22 protein-coding genes, 1 tRNA gene and 2 pseudogenes are annotated in these 21,063 nt (G+C 58.6%); 13 read left to right on the top strand and 12 right to left on the bottom strand.

Annotated features, from left to right (window positions below; translation table 11 throughout):
• Positions 1 to 52: 52 nt before the first annotated feature.
• Positions 53 to 337, bottom strand: a complete 285-nt coding sequence (locus tag C3Y91_RS24310; protein ID WP_168349685.1) for a hypothetical protein — start codon at positions 335 to 337, stop codon at positions 53 to 55.
• A gap of 180 nt (positions 338 to 517) precedes the next feature.
• Between C3Y91_RS24310 and C3Y91_RS24305 the strand changes: the two genes are divergently transcribed.
• The 3 genes from C3Y91_RS24305 to C3Y91_RS24295 all read left to right on the top strand — a co-directional run bounded on the left by C3Y91_RS24305 (position 518) and on the right by C3Y91_RS24295 (position 3,193).
• Entirely contained in the window at positions 518 to 931 is a 414-nt protein-coding gene (locus C3Y91_RS24305; protein ID WP_168575908.1) for a hypothetical protein, read from the top strand.
• Between the two features lie 189 nt (positions 932 to 1,120).
• Positions 1,121 to 2,272 carry a hypothetical protein gene (locus C3Y91_RS24300; protein ID WP_168575907.1) on the top strand — a complete coding sequence of 384 codons (1,152 nt, stop codon included), beginning with the start codon at positions 1,121 to 1,123 and terminating at the stop codon, positions 2,270 to 2,272.
• Positions 2,273 to 2,314: 42 nt separating this feature from the next.
• On the top strand, positions 2,315 to 3,193 hold the full coding sequence (locus C3Y91_RS24295; RefSeq protein ID WP_168575906.1) for a hypothetical protein: 879 nt from the start codon (positions 2,315 to 2,317) through the stop codon (positions 3,191 to 3,193).
• 345 nt (positions 3,194 to 3,538) lie between these two features.
• On the opposite strand, the gene C3Y91_RS24290 is transcribed toward C3Y91_RS24295, so the two are convergent.
• The 3 genes and pseudogenes from C3Y91_RS24290 to C3Y91_RS24285 all read right to left on the bottom strand — a co-directional run.
• Positions 3,539 to 3,952, bottom strand: a complete 414-nt coding sequence (locus C3Y91_RS24290; RefSeq protein WP_168575905.1) for a hypothetical protein — start codon at positions 3,950 to 3,952, stop codon at positions 3,539 to 3,541.
• A 406-nt stretch (positions 3,953 to 4,358) separates the two neighbouring features.
• Positions 4,359 to 4,559 carry a hypothetical protein gene (locus tag C3Y91_RS38740; protein ID WP_205938387.1) on the bottom strand — a complete coding sequence of 67 codons (201 nt, stop codon included), beginning with the start codon at positions 4,557 to 4,559 and terminating at the stop codon, positions 4,359 to 4,361.
• Positions 4,551 to 5,141 (bottom strand): annotated as a pseudogene (locus tag C3Y91_RS24285) (ISL3 family transposase); the annotation flags it as partial. The gene C3Y91_RS38740 and the pseudogene C3Y91_RS24285, both read right to left, overlap by 9 nt.
• Positions 5,142 to 5,817: 676 nt before the next feature.
• On the opposite strand from C3Y91_RS24285, the gene C3Y91_RS24280 reads away from it, so the two are divergent.
• The 3 genes from C3Y91_RS24280 to C3Y91_RS24270 all read left to right on the top strand — a co-directional run bounded on the left by C3Y91_RS24280 (position 5,818) and on the right by C3Y91_RS24270 (position 7,857).
• Positions 5,818 to 6,264 (top strand): hypothetical protein, encoded by a 447-nt coding sequence (locus C3Y91_RS24280; protein WP_168575904.1) that lies wholly within the window; start codon positions 5,818 to 5,820, stop codon positions 6,262 to 6,264.
• 470 nt (positions 6,265 to 6,734) lie between these two features.
• The gene (locus tag C3Y91_RS24275; RefSeq protein ID WP_168575903.1) at positions 6,735 to 7,181 is read left to right on the top strand and encodes a hypothetical protein; all 447 of its coding nucleotides are present in this window, start codon (positions 6,735 to 6,737) and stop codon (positions 7,179 to 7,181) included.
• A gap of 109 nt (positions 7,182 to 7,290) precedes the next feature.
• Positions 7,291 to 7,857 (top strand): hypothetical protein, encoded by a 567-nt coding sequence (locus C3Y91_RS24270; protein WP_168575902.1) that lies wholly within the window; start codon positions 7,291 to 7,293, stop codon positions 7,855 to 7,857.
• Positions 7,858 to 7,887: 30 nt separating this feature from the next.
• Here the strand turns inward: C3Y91_RS24270 and C3Y91_RS38450 are convergent, their stop codons facing one another.
• A complete protein-coding gene (locus C3Y91_RS38450) occupies positions 7,888 to 8,013 on the bottom strand; it encodes a hypothetical protein (protein WP_281411375.1) in 126 nt (41 codons plus the stop codon).
• A complete protein-coding gene (locus tag C3Y91_RS24265) occupies positions 8,010 to 8,321 on the bottom strand; it encodes a hypothetical protein (protein WP_168575901.1) in 312 nt (103 codons plus the stop codon). The genes C3Y91_RS38450 and C3Y91_RS24265 overlap by 4 nt, the downstream gene beginning before the upstream one ends.
• Positions 8,322 to 8,584: 263 nt before the next feature.
• Here C3Y91_RS24265 and C3Y91_RS24260 point away from each other — a divergent pair, with 263 nt between their 5' ends.
• Entirely contained in the window at positions 8,585 to 8,953 is a 369-nt protein-coding gene (locus C3Y91_RS24260; RefSeq protein WP_343227741.1) for an ATP dependent DNA ligase, read from the top strand.
• Here the strand turns inward: C3Y91_RS24260 and C3Y91_RS24255 are convergent.
• Together C3Y91_RS24255 and C3Y91_RS24250 are read right to left on the bottom strand one after the other, a co-directional pair.
• On the bottom strand, positions 8,950 to 9,420 hold the full coding sequence (locus C3Y91_RS24255) for a hypothetical protein (RefSeq protein WP_168575900.1): 471 nt from the start codon (positions 9,418 to 9,420) through the stop codon (positions 8,950 to 8,952). The two genes, C3Y91_RS24260 and C3Y91_RS24255, sit on opposite strands and share 4 nt — an antisense overlap.
• Before the next feature lie 100 nt (positions 9,421 to 9,520).
• Positions 9,521 to 10,255 carry a hypothetical protein gene (locus C3Y91_RS24250; protein ID WP_168575899.1) on the bottom strand — a complete coding sequence of 245 codons (735 nt, stop codon included), beginning with the start codon at positions 10,253 to 10,255 and terminating at the stop codon, positions 9,521 to 9,523.
• A 129-nt stretch (positions 10,256 to 10,384) separates the two neighbouring features.
• Here C3Y91_RS24250 and C3Y91_RS24245 point away from each other — a divergent pair, with 129 nt between their 5' ends.
• Complete coding sequence (locus C3Y91_RS24245) at positions 10,385 to 10,540, top strand: hypothetical protein (protein WP_168575898.1); 156 nt, start codon at positions 10,385 to 10,387, stop codon at positions 10,538 to 10,540.
• A gap of 148 nt (positions 10,541 to 10,688) precedes the next feature.
• Here C3Y91_RS24245 and C3Y91_RS24240 read toward each other — a convergent pair.
• Positions 10,689 to 10,765: transfer RNA gene (locus C3Y91_RS24240), tRNA-Pro, on the bottom strand.
• Positions 10,766 to 11,026: 261 nt separating this feature from the next.
• Here C3Y91_RS24240 and C3Y91_RS24235 point away from each other — a divergent pair.
• Positions 11,027 to 11,434: a hypothetical protein gene (locus C3Y91_RS24235; RefSeq protein ID WP_018495286.1), complete on the top strand. Its 408-nt coding sequence runs from the start codon at positions 11,027 to 11,029 to the stop codon at positions 11,432 to 11,434.
• Positions 11,435 to 11,653: 219 nt separating this feature from the next.
• On the opposite strand, the gene C3Y91_RS24230 is transcribed toward C3Y91_RS24235, so the two are convergent.
• The 3 genes from C3Y91_RS24230 to C3Y91_RS24220 form a co-directional block, all read right to left on the bottom strand.
• Positions 11,654 to 15,049, bottom strand: coding sequence for an acyl-[ACP]--phospholipid O-acyltransferase (locus C3Y91_RS24230; RefSeq protein ID WP_168575897.1), 3,396 nt, complete (start codon positions 15,047 to 15,049; stop codon positions 11,654 to 11,656).
• Between the two features lie 92 nt (positions 15,050 to 15,141).
• Positions 15,142 to 15,423, bottom strand: a complete 282-nt coding sequence (locus C3Y91_RS24225) for a YiaA/YiaB family inner membrane protein (protein ID WP_003546080.1) — start codon at positions 15,421 to 15,423, stop codon at positions 15,142 to 15,144.
• 49 nt (positions 15,424 to 15,472) lie between these two features.
• On the bottom strand, positions 15,473 to 16,159 hold the full coding sequence (locus C3Y91_RS24220) for a PspA/IM30 family protein (protein WP_168575896.1): 687 nt from the start codon (positions 16,157 to 16,159) through the stop codon (positions 15,473 to 15,475).
• 112 nt (positions 16,160 to 16,271) lie between these two features.
• On the opposite strand from C3Y91_RS24220, the gene C3Y91_RS24215 reads away from it, so the two are divergent.
• The 4 genes and pseudogenes from C3Y91_RS24215 to C3Y91_RS24200 all read left to right on the top strand — a co-directional run bounded on the left by C3Y91_RS24215 (position 16,272) and on the right by C3Y91_RS24200 (position 21,033).
• Positions 16,272 to 16,880 carry a TetR/AcrR family transcriptional regulator gene (locus C3Y91_RS24215; protein ID WP_168575895.1) on the top strand — a complete coding sequence of 203 codons (609 nt, stop codon included), beginning with the start codon at positions 16,272 to 16,274 and terminating at the stop codon, positions 16,878 to 16,880.
• Between the two features lie 408 nt (positions 16,881 to 17,288).
• The gene (locus C3Y91_RS24210; RefSeq protein ID WP_168575894.1) at positions 17,289 to 18,068 is read left to right on the top strand and encodes an SDR family NAD(P)-dependent oxidoreductase; all 780 of its coding nucleotides are present in this window, start codon (positions 17,289 to 17,291) and stop codon (positions 18,066 to 18,068) included.
• A 14-nt stretch (positions 18,069 to 18,082) separates the two neighbouring features.
• Positions 18,083 to 18,258, top strand: a pseudogene (locus tag C3Y91_RS24205) (TetR/AcrR family transcriptional regulator); the annotation flags it as partial.
• A gap of 447 nt (positions 18,259 to 18,705) precedes the next feature.
• Complete coding sequence (locus C3Y91_RS24200) at positions 18,706 to 21,033, top strand: SNF2-related protein (protein ID WP_168575893.1); 2,328 nt, start codon at positions 18,706 to 18,708, stop codon at positions 21,031 to 21,033.
• Positions 21,034 to 21,063: the final 30 nt, after the last annotated feature.

Below are 21,063 nucleotides of genomic sequence, written 5' to 3'. Positions count from 1 at the left end.
CATTCAGGCTCGCCCGGATATCCAGGATGGTCAATCACTTTTTTGATCGACGTTAGGCCACTCGATCCTGAAGCCGCCGCCAAGTCTCCAGGCGATCCGAGATATTATTGGCGAGGTCCCTCGCCTCGCTCCAGGCGAGCTGCAGCGCGACCTTTTTATCTTCGGCTTTACGCTGGGCATTCAGGCTTCCCTTGTCATTGCAGGTGATAGCCGCCGTAGCGCGGGCGTCCTCGGCTGCAGCAAGAATAACAGCGCCGGCGAGCGCATGAACAAGCAACTCGATGTCGCCCTTCATGCACTGCAGACGTGCGACGGCGGTATTCAACAGTTCGCTCATTCTTCAATCCCGATTGCTCAACATGTCTAATGATGAGTTCGGATCGCCGGGGCGGTCAAGCAGCTTTTTGAAGGAAACTCTGGCGACGGACAGCTGCGAAACTTTTTCGCGCCGTCACTTGTCTTCGTCGGAATTTCCTCCCAGGTGTTCATCACTGGTACCGCACAAACGGAGCTCATGATGTCAAAAGCCGGCCCTAAAAACAATTACTGCGTCCCACCGCTGCATGTGCACGACCATGTGACGCAATGCGCTGCGCACTTTCTGAATTGGTTTCGGTCCAGTTCGCCCGAACATATTCGATCGGTACTCCGTTGTGGACTGAAGGGCACCGGTGGCCTTGTGGATGAGGTCGATTATTGGTTCCAGAATTGCTTGGAAGACGCGTCGGAGCCGTCACCGGAACTCGGTTATTGGGATGCGGCGGAAGACGGCCCGTGGACCTACGATACGTTGTCAGTGGCCGAGGTCGCCAAGGTAGTCTGGGATCACAGCCGCGGGTGGAAGCCCGTAGATTTCGCGTGGTACGGCTACACGACGTCACATAAAGCCGAAACCGAAGATCCATTCGGCGCGTCGCGTACGCATAGCTGATTGCCGACAGAGAGCCCTGTCGCAGCCAATCGAAAACGATCGATTTTCTGCTTGCCAGGCGCCGATTTCCGGGCAAGCATCTAACCAAGCCACCGCGAACTTAGCTCTCGATGGCAAGCCATCCGAAGATAATCATCTCGACGCCTGGGTAGAGTATCCCGGGTAGAAACACGCGTCGATAGGAGCCAAATGACTACCCCGTCCGATATCTACAGGTTGACTACAGGAGCCTTCCCGGCTCGCTATCACGATGGCACGCAGTTGGAAGGCCCCGTCTACGGCGCGCAATTGATGTTCACGGGACCCGATGCAGCGATCGAGGTAGTCGGGAAGAAGATCACACCGTACATGTTCGGCCACCCGACCGATAATACGGCGTTCGCAGCACTCATTGAAAACTATGAATCATCGATCCTCAAGCAGTCTCGCAAACTGAGGAAGGCACCTGACGACCGCGTAGTTTTCACCGGAGTCTGGTACCACATTGACTTCAGCGTGGAGCCGCGCTTCGAGCCCTACGTGATCCATGTTGTCTCAAACGGCGGCAATGTTTCGACTTCGCGATACATGCTCGAGATGTTCGACTACGATTATCCCGGCGAAGGCTTCAAGGGTTGGCTCGCGCTTGAAGTGACCTCTCCAGCCGCCATTTGCAACGTGCTGAAATCCGAGGCAGCAAAAGTTTCAAGGGTGAGGGAGATGTCGCACGAAACTGCGGGCTTCAAGCCGCTGCAAGGTGCCATCTGGTATCCGGCCGATGACAACGATGAGGAGGATCTCCCGATCATCGTGTCGAAACTGTTCACGGTCACGGCATCCGATCAGCAGCCCGACTACGACCCAGACGTGTTTGCCCCCGAAGCGAGCGACCCGCTTCGGGAAGAGTTTTCCGAGGCTTTGACCGAGGCTTCAGAGAAGATCCAGATCACGTCGCGTCTTGCCGACGCCTTCAAGGCAATCTGGGCTGAGAAGGCATCGGACGCGGACAGACAGTGGATGTTGAGGGAGATGTCGCAGACCGTTTTTGGCGTATTCCAAGGAGAGCTTGTCATCCGAGCGGAGAGGTCGGGACCGATTACACTGACAGACCTCGCCAACAGTTCCACGGCTACAGGATCCTGGTTTCAGGTGCGCAACGGTGATGACATTCATGAGGCGTTATTTTCTGCGTTCGATGATGACGACCGATGCCAGCGCGACGACGTCGTCCTCAAGGAAAGGCAAGGCCCGGCTGCCGAAGGCGCTCCGGAATGCCTGCTGGAGACGGAGTGGATTCAACGAGGACCTTCAACGGCCGTTCGTTATCTGGCAATTGGGCCAGAGCCACGGTTGAGCTGGTAGAGGGGCAAATCAACGAGCGCACGCATTGGCGCGCGGAGGCCAGTGCGCGGCTATGCCATTGTCTTCAATGGAAACGCGCAACGTAGCCCGAGACGATTTCACGAGAACGTCACCGTCTTGCGTCTTGCAACCGCTTCAGATCCGGACAACCATTTCCGTCAGGAACTCTATCAAAGGGCAGAAAACATGGACTTCAGCTTGTCGTCAGCAGCTTCAGAACTCAAATTTGTAGAGCGCCTTCCTGTTGATGTGGACACGGCCAACTACATCGGCAAACTCCTGTTGCCAGGCAACGATCTAACGATTGTCGTGACCGCAAACCGAGTGACCACCTTCGTGGATGGCCGCGCAGTGAAAATCGGGCGAGCGCCGAGATTTATCGACAATTACCTCGCTCGTATCCGCACCGAAACCAAGCCGGATCTCGACGCCGGCGCTCAACAGATCAATATCATCGGTGTCTGGCATGACAACGGTCCGAACAGAAAGTCTTTCGAACCGTATCTCGTTCAAAAGAAGGACTCCGCCGGAAATATTTCAACGAGCCTTTATCGCTATATGATCTTCCACTTCGATCACCATTGCAGCGGTGAGAAGCAGCAGGTGACCATTTCGGAAATGGATGGGGCCGCCAGCGTGATCGACGGCCTGAAAGCGATCGCGGAACAGATGATTGGTTTCGATAACTTGCCAGACTATGTTTGGCAGAATGGACACCCCGCTGGCGTACTTTGGTGCCCGGTTCCCGGGAGCAACCTGCCGCCGTTCGTCTACTCGGCCGTCGGCTTGAAGAAGTTTAGGACGCGGCAAGGACAAGCCTTGGATGCCTCGGGAGCCAACCAGTTCGACGCGGAGTCTTATCACCGCAAGCGTTCAACATATTTTGGAATGATGGCGCAGCCACAGGGCCTGGCCAACTGATCCGCCGCGCCACAGTAACTCTCTCTTTCCTACACCTCATGAAGGCGAAGTCGGAATACCTTTACGAAGAGTGATCTGCGTAGCGTGCTGAAAAGCTTGTCGCGTCCGCTTTTTTATGGGATGCTTTCTTCGCACTACGGGTAACAAACGCGTTGGTGATATTGAGGATGTCCTTGCTCCTCCGAGCTGTTGGAATCGACTTTCTCATTCATCTTGGGGCCTGCCTCGCATGCAGGTGTCCCCCGATTTCGTCGACCGCAAGTAATTACGGAAGCGCAGCAGCGCTAGCTAAAATGCGTGGCTGTATCGGATTCGGATCGCTTGTCGCTGACAATGATCTGCGGCCTACAAGGAAATCCCTATGCTCGTCGTGAAAACTTTCCCTGCGATCAGGCTCCTCACAGACGTATCGAACCCCGTGTGTCCTGATGCAGCCTCGACCATTTCTCTCAAGTAGTCACGGTAGGTGGGGTCAGAGCAAACCAACGCGACCGATTTCTCTGTGGTACGCGATCCGTGAAGATCGAAAGCTACAACAAACCTTTCGTCCACAAGCGGCTTACGCTTCCTCCTCACCAGTGTGATGACGTCAGCCGCTACTTCCAGGCCGACAACTCGCGCGTTGCTCGCGGGCTCCAACAACCGCACGAAGTGATCAACGACAAATGCCGAGTGCTCGCTCAGCGTCGGTTGGGCTGCCTCACCCGGCCAGTTAGTAAACTTGAAGATGCCCATTTTCTTGGTTTTTGGACGTGCCATTTCGATGTCTCTGTGTAGCGGCTGATTTGATCAGATTAGTTTTAAGGTGAAAGTCAGCTCACGCAATAGCCGGCGATCGTGAAGAAATCGTCGACGACTGAAAGAACAAGTCTGAGATCGTATTCTGCTCGCATTGCGTTGTCGGTCCCGTCAACCGAAATCTCCTAAACAAAGCGGCCAAAAAACCGGCCAAGTCTTTCCTCGATCGCCAATACGTGGTTGAAAAAGTCGGGAAATACCGACTATGAATGTGGCCAAACAAGTGGCCAACAGCGCTGCATCAACATATTTTCCGATGCAGAGGGCAACATCAGCTACCAGCACATGCGACGCTTCAACCGGCATTTCTAGTTGCCGCGCACATCGTGGAGATATCTACGTTTAAAATTCACTTCATCTATGCTGTCTAGCTGCGGCGCTCCAGCAGTTCGCGAAGATCCTGTGATGCCGCGACCTCAACGGCTGTCCTTTGCTGGCTGAATGCCAATTCCTCGAGGACACCAGAAACCAAGCCGAGATGCCCATCGCTCTTCACAAATGAACCATCCGAGTAGTCCGGCTGTTTGGTTAGCGAGACCGTCGACTTTAAACCCATCAGCTTGAGCACCTGGCGGACCAGACCGCGGCTATGACCAGTACGGCACGACTTCCTTAATCGTGACACCGTCCTTTGCGAGCGCCGTGATCGCCGCGTTGGTCTGTTCGCGCCTGAGGTAACCGTCGTATTGAAGGCGTTCAACCGCGGTCAGAAGTTTGGGATGGACGCGCGTAGCACCGAGGGTCTTGCGAATTTGCCGCATCGATTTGCGAACGGAACCCAGGAATGCAGGGCTGGCATTCTCCATCAGATGCCATCGATCAGCGACCTGCACTGCATCGGGCAACGCCTTTGTCGCCGCCAGCCCGTAAGAGCCTGCCGCGGTCGCGAGCAATGATCTGGATTTGGGGATTTCCGCGTAACCAGGCCCCTGCCCAGCTCACGATCGGGCAGCAAACGGATCGGCCGCCGACGTTCCAGGCCACACACGATCGTGCCATAGCGATGATTGCGCCGCCAGGCCCAGCCGTGGATGCCAATCACCGAGGGCGGGATTGATGGCAATCCTTGCCTGCGGATGACGCGGAGTAAGGTGTCGTTGCTGACGGGAAGCATGAGCCGCTGTGCAAAACGCGCCGCCGGGCGTCCTCCAGATCACCAAGCTCAAGCTGATGAAGCGCCCAATGTACCGTCGCGGAAAGCTTGATCTTCTTCAAACCGGCCTGATCGGCGCGACATCAGAGAATTGCACCAAATCTGCGTCAGAGCCGATCATCTCAGCCAATTTGTCGACGCTGTCGACGCTAAAGATGGTCGGCCGATGATCGCGCTCGAAAGTCACGTTCTATAGGCTTTCCTGTTGCCTTGTGGAAGCTAACTGCGCTCTGCTTCCGATCCAACATATGCGGATTTTAGCCTCTGGTGCCGATAACATTCATTATCGGCACCTAGAGTTCAGCTATCCCGAGTGCCACCACGTACTTGCCAGCGGGAGTTCACCAGGTGAGCGGTTCGAGTGTTGGGCGACATCGCGCGTTCTTACACGACATGATTTCTCTGATTTTTTTGGGGTCGATGATCTACCACTTGGTAGTGGACTGCCGGGAAATGCCGGCCTGTACTTCTGTTCGTAAATAGCCGTCAAAATCGTTTGCTGGCAATTAACTGCATGTTTTTACGTCGCATTACCATGTCGCCGGATATGACGCGTAGGTCGAAACGAACTGAGGAGTCACGTATGGCTGATCAACATCCCTCCAAGATTATAGGTGCGACCCTGTAATCTTATGTCCCGGTTTTCGCACCGATCCGGGCTGGAGGACTTGGCATGGCCAAGCCGACTACCTACCGTATCCCTGAACGTGACATCGCGGCGGCCTATACCGCGATTGCCAAGTTTAAGGATGCACTCCTGACCTGCATGACGTCGCCTGCCGTAAACATCGATGACCCCGTCGTCGTTTTCACGGTCGATGAAATCGTAGCTGGTCCGCGTGCGGAACTCGCGAAGTTTTTCGCGAAAAATCCCCACACGTATATGGAGATCGATCCCGACGACGGCCTCAACAAGCACGATCTGCTCGACATCTTCTTCGGCGAACCTTTCGCTGAAGAAATGCAGAAGTCGATGGGTTTGACTGTCGTGGTGCTGCGTGAGGCGCAGGCGATGATGCCCGACTCTGAACCGGCCGCGTTCAAGCTGGTGCAGGAGGCAGAACGCAAGTTTCTGTTTCCTATGTCGCTGAAGGCTATGGCGTACATCGCCAACCGTTAGGATCGAGGTTCCGATAAAAGACCCCGGAAGGCGACTTCCGGGGTCATTTCGTATGGGATGATTCATCTGTTAGTGCAGCATTGGACATCAAGCCCGAGAAGATTTCGTAACGACTACATTGACAGGGAACACATCGTCATCGCCTTCTACCTCGATTAAATCATATCAGTTGATCAGAATGGGAACTTGATGGCCGAGTACGTCGCATCATGAATTTGACGATGCGGAGCACCTGGTGAAATTGGCTAGGGAGAGTGGTTTCCACACTTCCGATGGATTGGCTGACCCCGAGGATGACATATCAAACCGACGTCGATGACATCATTACCGTTCAAGCTGGACTAGCCTCCTTCTGGAGTAATGCGCAGGGGTGGGCACCCGCCGATGGCGCTGCACTCCTCGCGTCGGCACGCCTCGACTGGACACCTTCCCTCGCTCGCTCTCTCCATCGATGGGCGGAGCCGCCAGCGTTGGCAGACGGCGACCTGATCTTGGCTTGGGCTAACCTCGGCAGCATTCTCGAAAGCTCTCTTCGGTTGTTCCTCGGCGTTTACATCACGGACTATCAGAACTCGAGAGAGGACCTTGAAGCCATCAACGCGATTGAGCAGAGGGGAGCCAATCAGGGCCAACCGTATCCTCCGAGCAGCATCCAATTCGAGAAGATCAGGCAGCTTTTGGGGCGGAGAAAAATATTCCCAGCGGATGATCTAGCCTTCATCGGTTTAGTCCAGGCTCGCCGCAACGCGATCCATGCCTTTAACAACAGGGAGATTGGCAACGCCTCAGAGTTTCGTTCGGCCGTCGCGACCTATCGGGGATTCATAGCCGAGCTCGCCACGCGTCTTCCTTACCCCGACGACGTTGGGTTCCGTTGGCTCGATGGCGCGACCTCAATACGGATAAACCGGCTATAGCCGTCAACGCGCAGTGAGCTCTAAATTTCTCACCAACGCCTATTTGCGCATTTGTCGGTTGCGGCCAGTGATCTGACACTACTTCCACAACGGCAGCAGGGGACGATCTATGCTGAAGGCAATTGCAAACACGATAGCGAAATTCTTCAAGGTCAGCGTAGGCGCGCTGAGGTGGACCGAAAATCTCGTATTCTCGCCGTTTCGCGCGATTTTTGGCGGCGGTGGAGCGATGCCCAGTCCGGAGTTCACGCCGAACATGACCAGCACCGAGCTGCTCGATGAATATGAGGCAAATCGTCAAGCCCAGGCGTCGCTTCAACGCTCTGACCGCGACGGCATCGAGACCATCATGAAGTATGCTACCGGCAGCGCAGCGGCTCGCGCCACGATTGACCTGTCAGCCGTCCGATCGGACGCCCGGCTGACATTGCTGACTATGGATGATCACGAGCTCAAAGCTCTTGCAGCCGCGGGTCCTTCCAAGGTGCGGACTTGGCTTGAAGGAAAGGATCACGGTATCTTCGGCGTCCCCGCCGTGACCACGACAGGGTTGACCAAACCAGTTTCCGCTCCGGTACAGACGCCCGCCGGCACGACGCATCAGCAGCAGATGGTGTGGCGAGTTCAGGCCCACCTTGGAAAACCTGATAATTCCAAGGAATTCAGGCTAGCCTAATTGAAAGCCCGCCAAACGGCGGGCTCTCCTTCATTCGTTTTCTTCAAGATATCGAAGCAGGGCCGGAGTCATGTCCGGTCTTTCGTTGAGCAGTTCAGAACCGAACACCTCGGCAAGCCGCTCCCACTCCTCATCGGTGAGCTCAGGTCGGTTCATGAGCGGCGACCTTTAAGTGCATTGAGCGCTTGCTGACGTTGGGTGCATGCGGCACGCAGCCGTGCATTATCGGCCTCAAGTTCGGCGAGCATGGTCATCGCCAGGTGCGCCAGCTCCTCCATGTCGTCGGCATGACGGGTCGCGGCAGATAGGGCGTCGTCGTATCGGCGCTCATATCGAGCGCGTGCCGATGCAGCGATGGCGTCGCCGAGCGCATTGGCAAAACCGACACCAGCCGCCGCGATTACAGCCATACCGGCCGCATTGCCCATCATCGCAGTATGTGCGGGATTTCCGTAGTGCGGCATGTGTCGGCCTCCGTTTCTTCGCACGCAGATATGCCGGGCTCGTTTCCCTCCGGCAAGCCACCTGGTGAATTATAGCGATCGACAGGTTAATGGAGCCCGTGTAGGGACGCGCGCGTTATCCCGGGGAAAGGTCGCCATCGCAGGAAATTCAGGGCGAGGGACATGCGATCTTCAAGGCCGCCCGTGAACACGGTCTCGAAGGGATCATCGCCAAACGCAGGAACGTGCCCTATCGGTCTGGCCGGGGAGGCGAATCGGTCAAGGTGAAGTGCATCGCCAGTGAGGGATTTCTCATCATCGAGTACGAGCGATCCTCGGCGGCCTTCGGTGGCATCGGACGCCTCATGCTCGCGGCGCGCACGAGAGGGCAGTTGGTATATGTAGGTGGCGTGGGAACAGGACTTAACGAACGGTCGGCAATTGACCTTAGACGGCAGCTCGACCGTCTCATCGTTCTGAAGCCGGTTGTGAACCTCGGCCGCAAGAAACGCGACGCCGTCTATGTGAAGCCCCTCCTTGTCGCCGAGATCGAGTTCCGCGCGTGGACGTCTGATGGAAAGTTGCGGCATGCCTCGTTCAAAGGGTTGCACGATCCGGATGATGAACCATCAGTGTTCGAACTGGATACCTAATCCATGCGCCTGCAGGATGCCGGGTAGGCGACGATGGTCGGCTTCTCGTCGAGGACGTCGTAGAGGTTAAACATCATGTCTTCGGAAAGCCAGCCCGCCGTGCCATGCTCCCAGTCCACGAAGATGGTGTATCGGCTTCGCGGATGTATCTTGCGAGTAGCCGCGAGCATTTCGCCGAATACCATGCGGAACTTCGATCTCTGACGGTCCACTTCCATAGTGACGTCGCCGAGATACCACTTTTCAGGCTCGCCAGTTTTCTCGTCAAATAAGGAGATGTCCGCCAGCTTCTCCGGCGTTGCGCCTTCGTCCATCCCGTTGATGTTGAAAATGTACGGATAAGTCGTGTCGTCGATTTCGAACGACATCAACCGCTGACTGCGTTCGTGGGCCTGGGGAACGGAGCACTTTGCTTTGTGAGCAGATGCCTCCGTTGCCAGGAGCGCCATGGTAGCTGTCACCACCATTGCATATCGAACCATCCCCTCACCCCCGGTCGTTTGTAGCATCTGATGTCGCGATGGTTGTCATGTCAATATTCGCGGCCGGCTATTCCCCGGTTGCCATTTAGTCGCCCTTCCCTTCGCGTACCCATTTGGTTCCGAAATGGAGGCGCAGCGCTTCAATCACTTTGTCGAACCGAGCGCGTGCCGCGACCTTCGCAGGACCTTCTTCGATCAAGCGCTCTACGAAGTTGGAATACCGATTGGCGCGCGAGAATTCGGCCATGGTCTCCTCGTGTGATATGACAGCTGGAGTCGATGCGACTTGGCCTGTGCGCCCGATTCGAACGTAGAGAGCGTCCTGTTTTCGGCGGTCGATGTGACCTTGAGCGATTTTCTCGACGAGCTTGTCGTACTCCGGGTCCTCTACCCAGTTCCAGCTATGCCCCATCCACTTGCCGATTTTCTCATAGCAAAGTAGCTCGACCGCCGAACTTATATCTACGGGGAGGTTTTCCCCGCTCGCGATATCAACCTGGAGTGCCGCATCAAGTTCAGCGAGGTCTTCCCAGTGCATGATCATATAGTCCATCAGAACTCCGACGAGCTGCTTGGCTGTATGATCCTTGATGGCGCGCCGGATCGCCGATGTGAAAGGCATTATATCCTCTCTCACGAGAAACAGGATGAACCCCTTGGCGGCCTCCTCCTGAGCGATCATGGAGATGTACATGCGGGTGGATGAGGGCCTGCGAAACTCGATGTCGTAGGTCTCCTCGAGGAGACGGTCGCAGTTCGCGATGCACGCTTTAATGCTCTTCAAGAGATCGGATTCGAACGAGGCCCTGGGTTGCGTCATTTTCAATCGCTATCACGGTGTGTCGAGACACGACAATAACGATATCCAGTCCCTGCCGGCGAATTTGCGCCCGTCGTTTCCAAGCCAAAATATCCTCAGGCACCGGACCTGGTGCTTTCGGAGACCGACATGGAATTCTTCTTAGGCGCGCTGGCGCTTCTCTCCATCGCACTCAAGTTATTGAACAAGATCACCTGGTCGTGGGGCTGGGTGCTGGCTCCACTCTGGGGACCGCTGCTGCTCGCCGCTCTCGCGGGCGCACTTAGTGGCGCGGCATCGATTTGATTTGTCCGCTAGGGTTTTCGGGTCTCAGCTCGGCAGGATGAGCATCTCACGAAATAATAACTGTCGGAATATCTGTCGTATTTTTCTGTGAGAACAAATCTCGCCGCTCGGGATCGGCTGTAAACCCTTGAAATAAAAGGGTTTCGGCTGGTCGGAGTGGAGTGATTCGAACACTCGACCCCCACGTCCCGAACGTGGTGCGCTACCAGACTGCGCTACACTCCGTGACCAGCGGCGCTTCTATAGAACAGCCTATCTGGTTGCACAAGCACCAAATTCCAAAAAGCCGGCGGAATTTTTGACGGGGTTGTGACAGGTTCGGGCGACCGCGGCTGCAGCAAAAAGCCACACCTCCCGCAAATCGAACGGAAGTCTCAAAGGAGCAATTTTCTTTTGCCAGGTTCCGCGCTAAAGGGCAGACGGGACAGGCGAAACCGCTGCGACGGCGGCTTCGCAGCCAATGCGCTTGAGATCAGGGACGACACGATGAATTTCCGCACCATGACCGCGGCCGGGCTTGCAATTGCGCTTGCCGGATGCACGACCATTCCTTCCGCCGGCAACCCGATCGAGGCCCGCTGGGTCGGCAAATCGGCCGGCATCTTCTTTGCCGCCTACGGGCCGCCGATCAGCGACAGCGAGCAAGGCTCGACCACCGTCTATACCTGGCGCGGCGGCTACAAGACCGTGCGCATTCCGGCGAAATATGCCGAAGGCGCCGACGGCAAGCGCGGCAAGCAGATTTCCTCCGCCCGCACCGCCTATCTGCGCTGCCAGGCCGAAATCACCACCAGCTCCGACTACACCATCCGCGACATCCGCACCGTCGCCGATATCCCGGGCGTGGACGGTCCGTCCTATTGCGCAGAGTTTTTGGCGCCCGAACAGAAGTAACGGACGGTTTGTTTGAGATGCGGGGGCCGATGCTGTCCGGTTTGTGCCGGGCGCTGCCCCTCACCCTAGCCCTCTCCCCGTAAACGGGGCGAGGGGACGTGCCAAACGCGGCGTCGAGGTTGGGGAAAGCCGGCGCGGCATGTCCCTTCTCCCCGCCTGCGGGGAGAAGGTGGCGGCAGCCGGATGAGGGGCAGTTCGCGATCTCATAGGCGCCGACGATCACGCCGCCTGCTCCCCCTGCGCCGCCGTTTCCGCCAGCTTGCGCGCCGCGACGAAATCGACCTTGCCCGAACCCAGCACCGGCACCTTGCCGATAGTGACTTCGGCCGGCACCATCATGTCCATGGCGCCCCTGGATTTGGCGAAGGCGAGGAATTCGGCGCGGGTGGCGGTGGGGGCGTCGGTCAGGAGCACCAGGCGCTCGCCCTTCTTGGCGTCGGGCAGCGAGGAGACGACCGAGAGGGCGCCCGGCCAGAGCTCGGCGGCGAGCGTCTCGACGGCGGCGAGCGAGATCATTTCGCCGCCGATCTTGGCGAAGCGTTTGGCCCGGCCGCGGATCTTGACGAAGCCGTCCTCGTCGATGGTGACGATGTCGCCGGTGTCGTGCCAGCCGTCGATCAGCGGCTCGAGCACGCCGGGCTTTTCGGCACGCAGGTAGCCGGCCATGACATTGGCGCCGCGCACATGCAGCCGGCCGCCCTCTTCGATGCCGGGCACCGGTTCGAGCTTCCATTCCATGCCCGGCAGGATTTTGCCGACCGTGCCCGACTTGTTGTACATCGGCGTGTTGATCGAAATCACAGGCGCGGTCTCGGTGACGCCATAACCTTCCAGGATGCGCAGGCCGAACTTTTCCATATAGGTCTGGCGGGTTGCGGCCTTCACCGGCTCGGCGCCGGAGAAGATATAGCGGATCGAGCGGAAATCGTAAGGATGCGCCGTCCTCGAATAGCCGTTGAGGAAGGTATCGGTGCCGAAGATGATCGTGGCGTTGGAGGCATAGATCAGCTCCGGCACGATGCGGTAATGCAGCGGCGACGGATAGAAATAAACCGGCACGCCCGAGATCAGCGGCAGCACGGTGCCGGCCGTCAGCCCGAAGGAATGGAACACCGGCAAGATGTTGAACACCTTGTCGCCGCTGTGAAAATCGATGCGGGCAGCGGCCTGGGCGGCGTTCGACAGGATGTTGCGATGGGTGAGCACCACGCCTTTCGGCGTGCCTTCGGAGCCCGAGGTGAAGAGGATCACGGCCGGATCATCCGGTTGGCGTTTGACCAGCGGCCGAGCCTTGCGCAGTAACCCGACGATCTTGTCCTTGAGTGAGATTTCGGCCCTGAGATCATCGAGCCAGACGATCGTCACCTGCTTTTCCATCTCGGCGATCACAGGCCCGAGCTTCGCCTGGGTGACGAAGGCGCGCGAGGTCAGCACATGCCTGACTTCGGCGGCCTTGCAGGCGGAGAGGATATTGGCGGCACCAGCGGTGAAGTTCAGCATCGCCGGCACCTTGCCCGCGCTCATCACGCCGAGAAGCGTGGCGGCGGCACCGTTGGCATTCGGCAGCATGACGCCGAGATTTTGTTCCGGGAACATCGTGCGGAATTTGGCGCCGAGCACGGCAGCCCCGGTCAGGAGCTTGCCATAGGTGAGCCGGCCGGTGACCGGATCTTCGACGGCAAGTTTCTTCATGCCGAATTCGTGGCCGGCCTGAATGACGCGATCAAGCACGGTCGACGAGGTATCGGCGGTCTGGAAGAGCAGGTTCGACATCACCTGATAAAGCGCTGCACCCGCCGCCGTGCGGCGTTTGCGGCCTTTCAGCTCTGGCGGCACTTCCAGTTTCACCGGCTCGAGAATGGTGACCTTGACCTTGGGAAACAGCCGGCGGCGGATCTTGCCATTGTCGAGATAGGAGAGATAGCTCTTCTCCAGCCCGTCGATCTTGACAGGCACCACCATCGAGCCGGTCTTGTCGGCGACCATGGCGGCACCATCATAGACCTTCATCAGCGTGCCGGTCACCGTCAGGCGGCCCTCGGGGAAGATGCCGATCGGGTTGCCGTCCTGCACCACCTTGATCAGCGAACGTGTCGCCATCGGCTTTGTCGGGTCGAGCGGCAGGAATTTGCACATCTTCAGGAAGGGGCGCACCCACCAGGCCTGGGCGATCTTGTAATCGACGGCAAAGGTCGGCTCTTCCTCGGTGATGGCAAGTGCCAGGGCGCCGTCGAGCAGGCTGACATGGTTGAGCGCGATGATCGGCGCGCGGCCGGCCTTCTTGATATTCTCCAGCCCCTCGACCTCGAGGCGCATGAAGGCGCGGAACATGATCGAGATGAAATCGCGGAAGGGATTGGTCGGCAGCGTCTTCAGCATCAGCCAGGCGACAGCAAAATTGATGATGCCGAGGCCGATCAGGATCTGAGGAATGGAGGCGCCGAGCACCTGGACGGCGGCAACGAGGCCGAGGCCGACGGTGATGAACAGGGCAGAGAGCACATTGGCGGCGCCGATGACGCGGGCGCGGCGGTCCTCATGCGCCCAGGTCTGCAGGGCGGCGAAGGTGGGCACGGCGATGAAGGCGCCTGCTATCGCCATGCCGGCGAGATCGATGGCGACGCGGATGGTATTCTGGCCAGCGAAAAAACCGGCAATCGTCGTCGCATGGCTCACGGAAGCCAGGCCCCAGAGGTTCCAGGCGAGATCGAGGCTGAAGAGGCCAAGCAGCGCCGTGCCGACAGGCGCCGGCAGCAGCACGATGCGGCCGGAGGACATCCAGGCGGCAATGGCGGAGCCGACGGCGACGGCGATGGCAAAGACGGTGAGATAGGCCGGCACGACGATCTCGGAGCCGCCGAGCAGCTCGGTGACCATGGTCGGCAGGATGGAGAGAACGAAGGCGCCGACCAGCCAGAACCAGCAATTCATCAGCGCCGAACGCCACAGGCGTTTGTCCGCACGGATTTCCATGACAAGGGTGTAGCTCGAGCGGATGACATTGCGGTCGATTTCCAGATCCGGCGCCTTGGAGCCGGTGGGCGGGATCATCCGGCTGGCGAGCCAGCAAAGCACCGAAAGCCCCATCATCATCGTGCCGAAGATCAGCACATTGTCACCGCCGGAAAAGGCGAAGGCGGCGATGATCGTGCCGGCGAGGATGGCGATGAAGGTGCCGCCCTCGATCCAGGCATTGGCCTTCGGCAGGTCGCGGCGTTCGAGATGATCGGGCAGGATGCCGTATTTGATCGGTCCGAACAGTGCTGAGACGACGCCGAAGCCGAACAGCGCCGCCATCAGCACGAAGATCGAGGAGAATGCCAGACCGATAACGGCAAGGGCTGCGACCGCGATCTCGCAGCGTTTCAGCAGCTCGGCGATTTTCGCCTTGTCATGCTTGTCGGCGAGTTCACCGCCGAGCGCCGAGAGCAGCAGGAAGGGTACGATCAGGATAACGCCGGCAAGCGTCACCAGGGCGGCACCTTCGCTCGCCGACATCTTGAAGAGAATGAGGAACACCAGGGTGTTCTTGAGGAAATTGTCGTTGAAGGCCGTCAGGAACTGGGTCCAGAACAGCGGCGCGAATTTCCTGGAGGTCATCAGATTGTGTTGCACGGCGGGTCCCTCTTTCGACTGGCAGAGAAGGCCACAGAGTTGTTACGCAAAAGTTGAATGCGATAACAACTCTGCGCTGTGGTTAACCAAGATCAATCTTCATCGTTACGATTGAACTTGACCAGGAGTTTCTCGGTGCGGGCATCCTCGACCTTGCGGATCAGCTTCTCGGATTCGGCATTGTCGCGCAGCGTCTTGGTGATGTTCACCGTGGTCTGCACCAGCATCAGAATGCCCATGGCGAGATAGCCTTTGCCCCAGAGATCGAGCGGCATCATGTAGAGGCCAAGCGCCAGCATGAAGGCGGCCGAGCCGAAGGAGATGTAGGAGAAGCTGACCCAGCTTGCGGAATGTTTCTGGAAACTGTCGTTCATATCAGTGGTCCCTATGGTTCGATGGATGAATGGTTGGATGGATGCAATTTCAAGCGGCAGGCGTGATGCGGCTCTTCAGCCGCGCCAGCACATCATCGGCGGATGAGCGCAGCGGCGCGCCGAAGCCGGCATTGGCAAGCTTTTCGATGATGCCGGCCGGGCGGATGGCGCCTTCCATGTCCTTCAGGGCGGCGGCCGTCAGCTCATTCTGGCTCTGGCGCAGGCGAAGACGCGCCAGGGTCTCCTCGGCATCGTCGAGCGTGGCAAAGCCTGGGCCGGCGACTGCGACATCGAGCTTCTGCGCCTCCTGCGTGGCACGCGCCAGCCGCTCGCCACGCTGCAGTTCCTGCAGCCGCGCCTCGGAGGCACGGACGATCCCCTTCAGCTTGTCGATCGCCCCGGTGAACTGGGCTTGCGCCTTTTCCGATGCATCGCGCTCGGCTTCGAGATAGGCGATCGCCTCGGCCGCCTCGCGGGCCAGGCCCTCATTGCCCTTGGTCAGGGCGGCGGAAGCGCGGCTCTCGAGATCGGCGATGCGGGCAACGATCGTTGCATGCTGCCCCTTCTCCTGCTCGTTCTGGGCGATGGCGACCGCGACACTGCGGCGGGCCGACTGGATCGACTGGGCGGCATCGCGGATCTGCTGGGAAAGCAGCGGCACGGCGTGGCAGTCGGCGAAAGCCTGTTCGGCATCATGCGCCCTGCCCCGCAACAAAATGGAAATCAGTTTGAACATTTCCTTCCTCCGGTTTATGAACGTTGTTCACGAGAGGTGTTATGCCAGAATCATGAACGTCGTTCAAGATAAATTTTGAACGACGTTCAAAAAAATCGAAGTGGAATGGTGAATGGCCGGCAGACGACAAGAAAAACGCGAAGACCTGAAGGCCCGGCTGATCGAGGCGGCGCGCGAGCGCATCGCCAAAGACGGGCTGGCAAATCTCAGAGCCCGCGACATCACCCAGGATGCCGGCTGCGCGCTCGGCGGCCTCTACACGGTCTTTTCAGACCTTGCCGAGCTCGTCATCCACGTCAATTCCGCCACGCTGAAGGCGCTGGAGGCGAGGCTCACGCTGCCCGAGACCAAGGACCGGCCGCCGACCGACCGGCTGCGCAACCTGGCGCAGGGTTACTTAAGCTTCGCTGTCGAACACCGGAACCTCTGGAAGGCGCTGTTCGAGCACTTTCCGCCGGAATCGAGCCCGACGCCGCAATGGCATCTTAACGAACACCTCTTCCTGATGGACGTGATCGCCGAACCGCTGGCCGAACTGCAACCCGACATGCCCCCCGAAGATCGCGCCATCCGCGCCCGCACCCTGTTCGGTGCCGTCCACGGCGTCGTCAGCATCAGCCTCGAAGGCCGCTTCGTCGGCCTGCCGCTGGAGAGGTTGGCAAGGGAGGTGGATGAGCTGGTGCAGACGATCGCGGCTGGGGCGGAGCGGCGGCGGGGGTGATGGGGGTGATTTTGTTGGTTTAGTGGTGGGACGCCAACCACCCTCCGTCATCCTCGGCCTTGAGCCGAGGATCCATGCCCGCTGCTGATGGATGCGGCGTGGACCCTCGCGTCAAGCCTCTGAAATCGCGACCCAAATTCCCCTCATCCGGCTGCCGCCACCTTCTCCCCGCTTGCGGGGCGAAGGGGATATGCCGCGACCTCTCCGTACCTCGCCAACCTCCCGCATGGCACGTCCCCTCGCCCCGTTTTTACGGGGAGAGGGTTAGGGTGAGGGGCAGGCATCCGCACAAACGAGATAGCCGTGATCACAGTGATAACGGAGCGCGGGAACCCACACCCCAACTCCCGCATTGAGCAAACCACCGAAAGCTGATTGACTGCCGCCACCGCCGCGAAGGGAAACCCCATGAGCCGCATCTTCATCACCGGTTCCTCCGATGGCCTCGGCCTTGCCGCCGCCCGCACCCTGATGAAGGAGGGCCACGACGTCGTGCTGCACGCCCGCTCCCGCGAGCGCGCCTCCGCCATCGCAGAGATTTCGGCCACCGCCCTCGGCCTCGTCATCGGCGATCTCGCCAGCGCCACGGAAACGCGATCGATTGCCGAGCAGGTGAACGCCATCGGCCGCATGGACGCCGTCATCCACAATGCCGGCATCTATCTCGAGCGGAGCCGCGGCGAAACGCCGGATGGTCACGCAAAGACGCTGGCGGTGAATGTGCTTGCCCCCTATCTGCTCACCGCCTGGATCACCCGCCCTGATCGCCTGGTCTATCTCACCAGCGGCATGCACCGCAGCGGCAGCAGCACCCTTGACGATATCGACTGGAAGAAACGGCCGTGGAACGCAAGCCAGGCCTACTCGGAAAGCAAGCTCTACATCGCCACCCTCGCCGCCGCCATCGCCCGCCATTGGCCGGATGTTCTCAGCAACGCGGTGGATCCCGGCTGGGTGCCGACAAAGATGGGCGGCGCCGGCGCGCCCGATGACCTCGAAATGGGGCACCTCACCCAGACATGGCTTGCGGCAAGCGATGCCGAAGCTGCGAAGGTCAGCGGGCGGTATTGGTATCATCGCCAGCGGCGGGAGGCGGCGGCGGAGGTTGGCGATCCTGGGTTTCAGGATACGCTGGTGGAGAAGCTTGCCGGACTCACAGGTGTTCGACTGTTCGCGGAGCGAGGGTGAGCTGCAAGACCGGGAAGGCGCTGTTCGACCACCACCTGCCCGAAACCGGCCCGACGCAGCAATGGCATCTCGACGAGCACCTCTTCGCGATGGACGCGATCGCCGAACCGCTGGCCGAGCTGCAACCCGACAGCTCCCAGAAGACCGCGCTATCCGCGCCCGGACCCTCTTGGGCGCCGTCCACGGCGTCAGACATCCTCCGCGTTGCCGAAATCGGCTCAGTGCGTAATTAGCCCTTGTTATTTCCAGACGAAGGCGGCTATCCTCATCCGAAGCGGCAATATTCTCCGCGATCGGTCCCAGTCCTGGACGCACATTGCGAACGCGTATGCAGTGATGAGCTGATAACACCGATCGATTCCTAATTCTCCTGTGGGCAAAGTGAGAAGCGGATACAACCGCGCGGACATCGCCGTTGCGAAGCTGATCGAATGGATGCCAAGGTTCCCTGGGCAGTCGAAGGATGCGCGGCATTGGAATTTGCGGCGGTGCGAGGGATTCGGTATTCGACTAAGCCCGTACTTGGTCTTTGAAAGTGTCGTCGTCTCTGGTTAGCGGCGTTGAAAGAGGAGTAGGCGTGAGAGCAGGACGATCGGGTATTAGGGATAACCGTAGCAGGGGGGCGGTCCACGAGTTCATGACCGAACGTGCGGTTCCGGACAGTCGCCTGTCCGTTGTCTCTGCTTATTTCACGACCTTTGCTTATGATCGCCTGCGCACAACGTTGGACAGCGTTGAACAGATGCGTTTCCTCTTTGGCGAGCCCCGATTCTTAAAGGACGCGGACAATGCAGGCCTCGTGCCGCCCGCCTTTTCGTTCGACGAGGCTGGGCTGCGTCTCACCGAACAAATCCGGCAGCGAACTGCGGCGTTGCGCTGCGCCCAATGGATCAGAGACCGGGTCGAGATACGGTCAGTCAAGCGTTCGGGCTTATTGCACGGAAAGCTAATCCATATCGATGACGGACGCCGCCCACACGCGCTACTCGGCAGTTCCAACTTCACTATCAATGGGCTGGGGCTGGGCGATGCGCCGAATATCGAACTTAATCTGATCGTCGATAGCGATCGGGACCGGGAGGACCTGCTAGCCTGGTTCGACGAGCTATGGGGCGACAAGGAGCTAACTGAAGACGTGCGCGAAGAAGTGCTACGCGCGCTCGAAGCCAGCTACGCTCATGCCGCTCCCGAGTTCGTTTATTTCAAGACGCTGCTTCACCTGTTCGGCGACTTCCTAACTGACCAGGCGAGAGAAGACGTGCTGATCCAGCAGACGGCTTTCGAGCAGACTGTAATCTGGCGTGCGTTGTTCGATTTTCAGCGCGATGGCCTCCGCGCCGTGCTCACCAAGATCGAAAAGCATGGAGGCTGTATCGTCGCCGACAGCGTCGGCTTAGGCAAAACCTTCACCGCACTCGCGGTTATTAAGTGGTTCGAGAAGCGCAACAGGAACGTGCTTGTGCTTTGCCCGAAGAAACTGCGCGAGAACTGGACCGACTATCTCGCCGCCAACAACAGCGATATGAATCCGCTGCGCGAGGACAAGTTTGGTTACACCGTGTTGTCTCATACTGATCTTTCGCGCGAGAAGGGCAGAGTTGGGGACATTGATCTCGCAAGGATTGAATGGGGTAATTATGATCTAGTTGTCATTGACGAGTCCCATAATTTTCGAAGTGCATCCCGCAACAAGACCGCAGGAGGACGCCGCAGCCGCTACGAACGGCTGATGGACGACATCATCAAGGCCGGGCTAAAGACGAAGGTTTTGTTGCTCTCAGCCACGCCGGTGAACAATGATCTGAGTGATCTCAAGGCCCAACTTGATCTGATCTCAGCGGACAGGATCGATGGATTTACAGATTTGGGAGTGCCAAATCTTGGCGCTCTGATCGGTGGATCGCGGAGGCACTTTTCCGACTGGGCAAAGAGCGGCAGTCGCGACGTCAGCCAACTGCTCAACAAGTTGCCGCCCGCGTTGTTTGGCTTGCTAGACGGCGTTACTATCGCGCGCTCCCGCAAGCACATTGAGCGCCACTATGCTGCCTCAATGGAGCGGATCGGTGGGTTTCCGAAGCGCGGTGCTCCCGAATCCGTTTTCGCCAACATCGATAGCCAGGGTGGCTTCCCTACATTCGAGGCGGTAGACTCCGCGATTAGCAGGCTGGAACTCGCGCTCTATGGCCCGCTCACTTTCGTGCTTCACGAGTATCGGACCCTCTATGACAGGGGTGGCAATTTCGATCAGGCTAATCGCGAGAAATATCTCATCGCGATGATGAAAATCGGCTTCCTAAAGCGGTTGGAAAGCTCCGTCAGCTCGTTTCGTCAGACAATGGATCGCATGATGGCTCGTATTGACCAGCGGATTCGTGATCTTGACACCTTTGACGCGACGGCGTCGATCGACGCGCCTGCACCGGACGATCTCGAGCTGGACGACGAATTGGAAGAAGCCTTTGAGGTCGGGGGTGCACTTAAATACAACCTCGCTCACATTGATCGGGCAGCGTGGAAAGCAGCGCTGATGCGGGACCGCGAGCGGATTGCTGCGCTTGCCGCTGAAGCTCACAATATCACGCCTCATCGCGACGCCAAGCTGGAGCGACTCAAAGGCGTTATTCGGGCCAAGGCCACCAATCCCACCGTCAACCGCGATGGCGAGCCCAACCGCAAAGTCATCCTGTTTACGGCCTTCACCGACACCGCGCGCTATCTCTATGAGGAGCTGCTTCCTCTAGCCCGGGAATGCGGACTGGAGGCAGCGCTGGTGACGGGCGACGGCTGCAAGGCGACTTTTGGTCAAACGCGCTTTCAAGATGTGCTGGTTAATTTCGCGCCTCGGGCCAAGCGTCGGGCGTCGATGCGGGGCGCTGAGACGAAGGGCGAAATCGACCTGCTGATCGCGACGGACTGCATTTCCGAGGGGCAGAATCTCCAGGTGTTGGTTTCCACGCAGAACTGAGCCGGTTAGGCGCATAATTTCCATTGAGAA

Source organism: Rhizobium ruizarguesonis (assembly GCF_012349115.1).
Classification (GTDB): Bacteria; Pseudomonadota; Alphaproteobacteria; order Rhizobiales; family Rhizobiaceae; genus Rhizobium; species Rhizobium ruizarguesonis.
The sequence above is the reverse complement of the archived record's forward strand: the minus strand, read 5'-3'. Positions and strand labels throughout refer to the sequence as shown.

Coding starts and splice junctions, on each gene's coding strand:
- C3Y91_RS24200 (WP_168575893.1), top strand. CDS start 18,706: ATGACCGAACGTGCGGTTCCGGACAGTCGCCTGTCCGTTGTCTCTGCT.
- C3Y91_RS24255 (WP_168575900.1), bottom strand. CDS start 9,420: ATGGTGGTGACAGCTACCATGGCGCTCCTGGCAACGGAGGCATCTGCT.
- C3Y91_RS24310 (WP_168349685.1), bottom strand. CDS start 337: ATGAGCGAACTGTTGAATACCGCCGTCGCACGTCTGCAGTGCATGAAG.
- C3Y91_RS24245 (WP_168575898.1), top strand. CDS start 10,385: ATGGAATTCTTCTTAGGCGCGCTGGCGCTTCTCTCCATCGCACTCAAG.
- C3Y91_RS38450 (WP_281411375.1), bottom strand. CDS start 8,013: ATGAACCGACCTGAGCTCACCGATGAGGAGTGGGAGCGGCTTGCCGAG.
- C3Y91_RS24210 (WP_168575894.1), top strand. CDS start 17,289: ATGAGCCGCATCTTCATCACCGGTTCCTCCGATGGCCTCGGCCTTGCC.
- C3Y91_RS24215 (WP_168575895.1), top strand. CDS start 16,272: ATGGCCGGCAGACGACAAGAAAAACGCGAAGACCTGAAGGCCCGGCTG.
- C3Y91_RS24265 (WP_168575901.1), bottom strand. CDS start 8,321: ATGCCGCACTACGGAAATCCCGCACATACTGCGATGATGGGCAATGCG.
- C3Y91_RS24305 (WP_168575908.1), top strand. CDS start 518: ATGTCAAAAGCCGGCCCTAAAAACAATTACTGCGTCCCACCGCTGCAT.
- C3Y91_RS24300 (WP_168575907.1), top strand. CDS start 1,121: ATGACTACCCCGTCCGATATCTACAGGTTGACTACAGGAGCCTTCCCG.
- C3Y91_RS24235 (WP_018495286.1), top strand. CDS start 11,027: ATGAATTTCCGCACCATGACCGCGGCCGGGCTTGCAATTGCGCTTGCC.
- C3Y91_RS24225 (WP_003546080.1), bottom strand. CDS start 15,423: ATGAACGACAGTTTCCAGAAACATTCCGCAAGCTGGGTCAGCTTCTCC.
- C3Y91_RS24220 (WP_168575896.1), bottom strand. CDS start 16,159: ATGTTCAAACTGATTTCCATTTTGTTGCGGGGCAGGGCGCATGATGCC.
- C3Y91_RS24250 (WP_168575899.1), bottom strand. CDS start 10,255: ATGACGCAACCCAGGGCCTCGTTCGAATCCGATCTCTTGAAGAGCATT.
- C3Y91_RS24290 (WP_168575905.1), bottom strand. CDS start 3,952: ATGGCACGTCCAAAAACCAAGAAAATGGGCATCTTCAAGTTTACTAAC.
- C3Y91_RS24280 (WP_168575904.1), top strand. CDS start 5,818: ATGGCCAAGCCGACTACCTACCGTATCCCTGAACGTGACATCGCGGCG.
- C3Y91_RS24270 (WP_168575902.1), top strand. CDS start 7,291: ATGCTGAAGGCAATTGCAAACACGATAGCGAAATTCTTCAAGGTCAGC.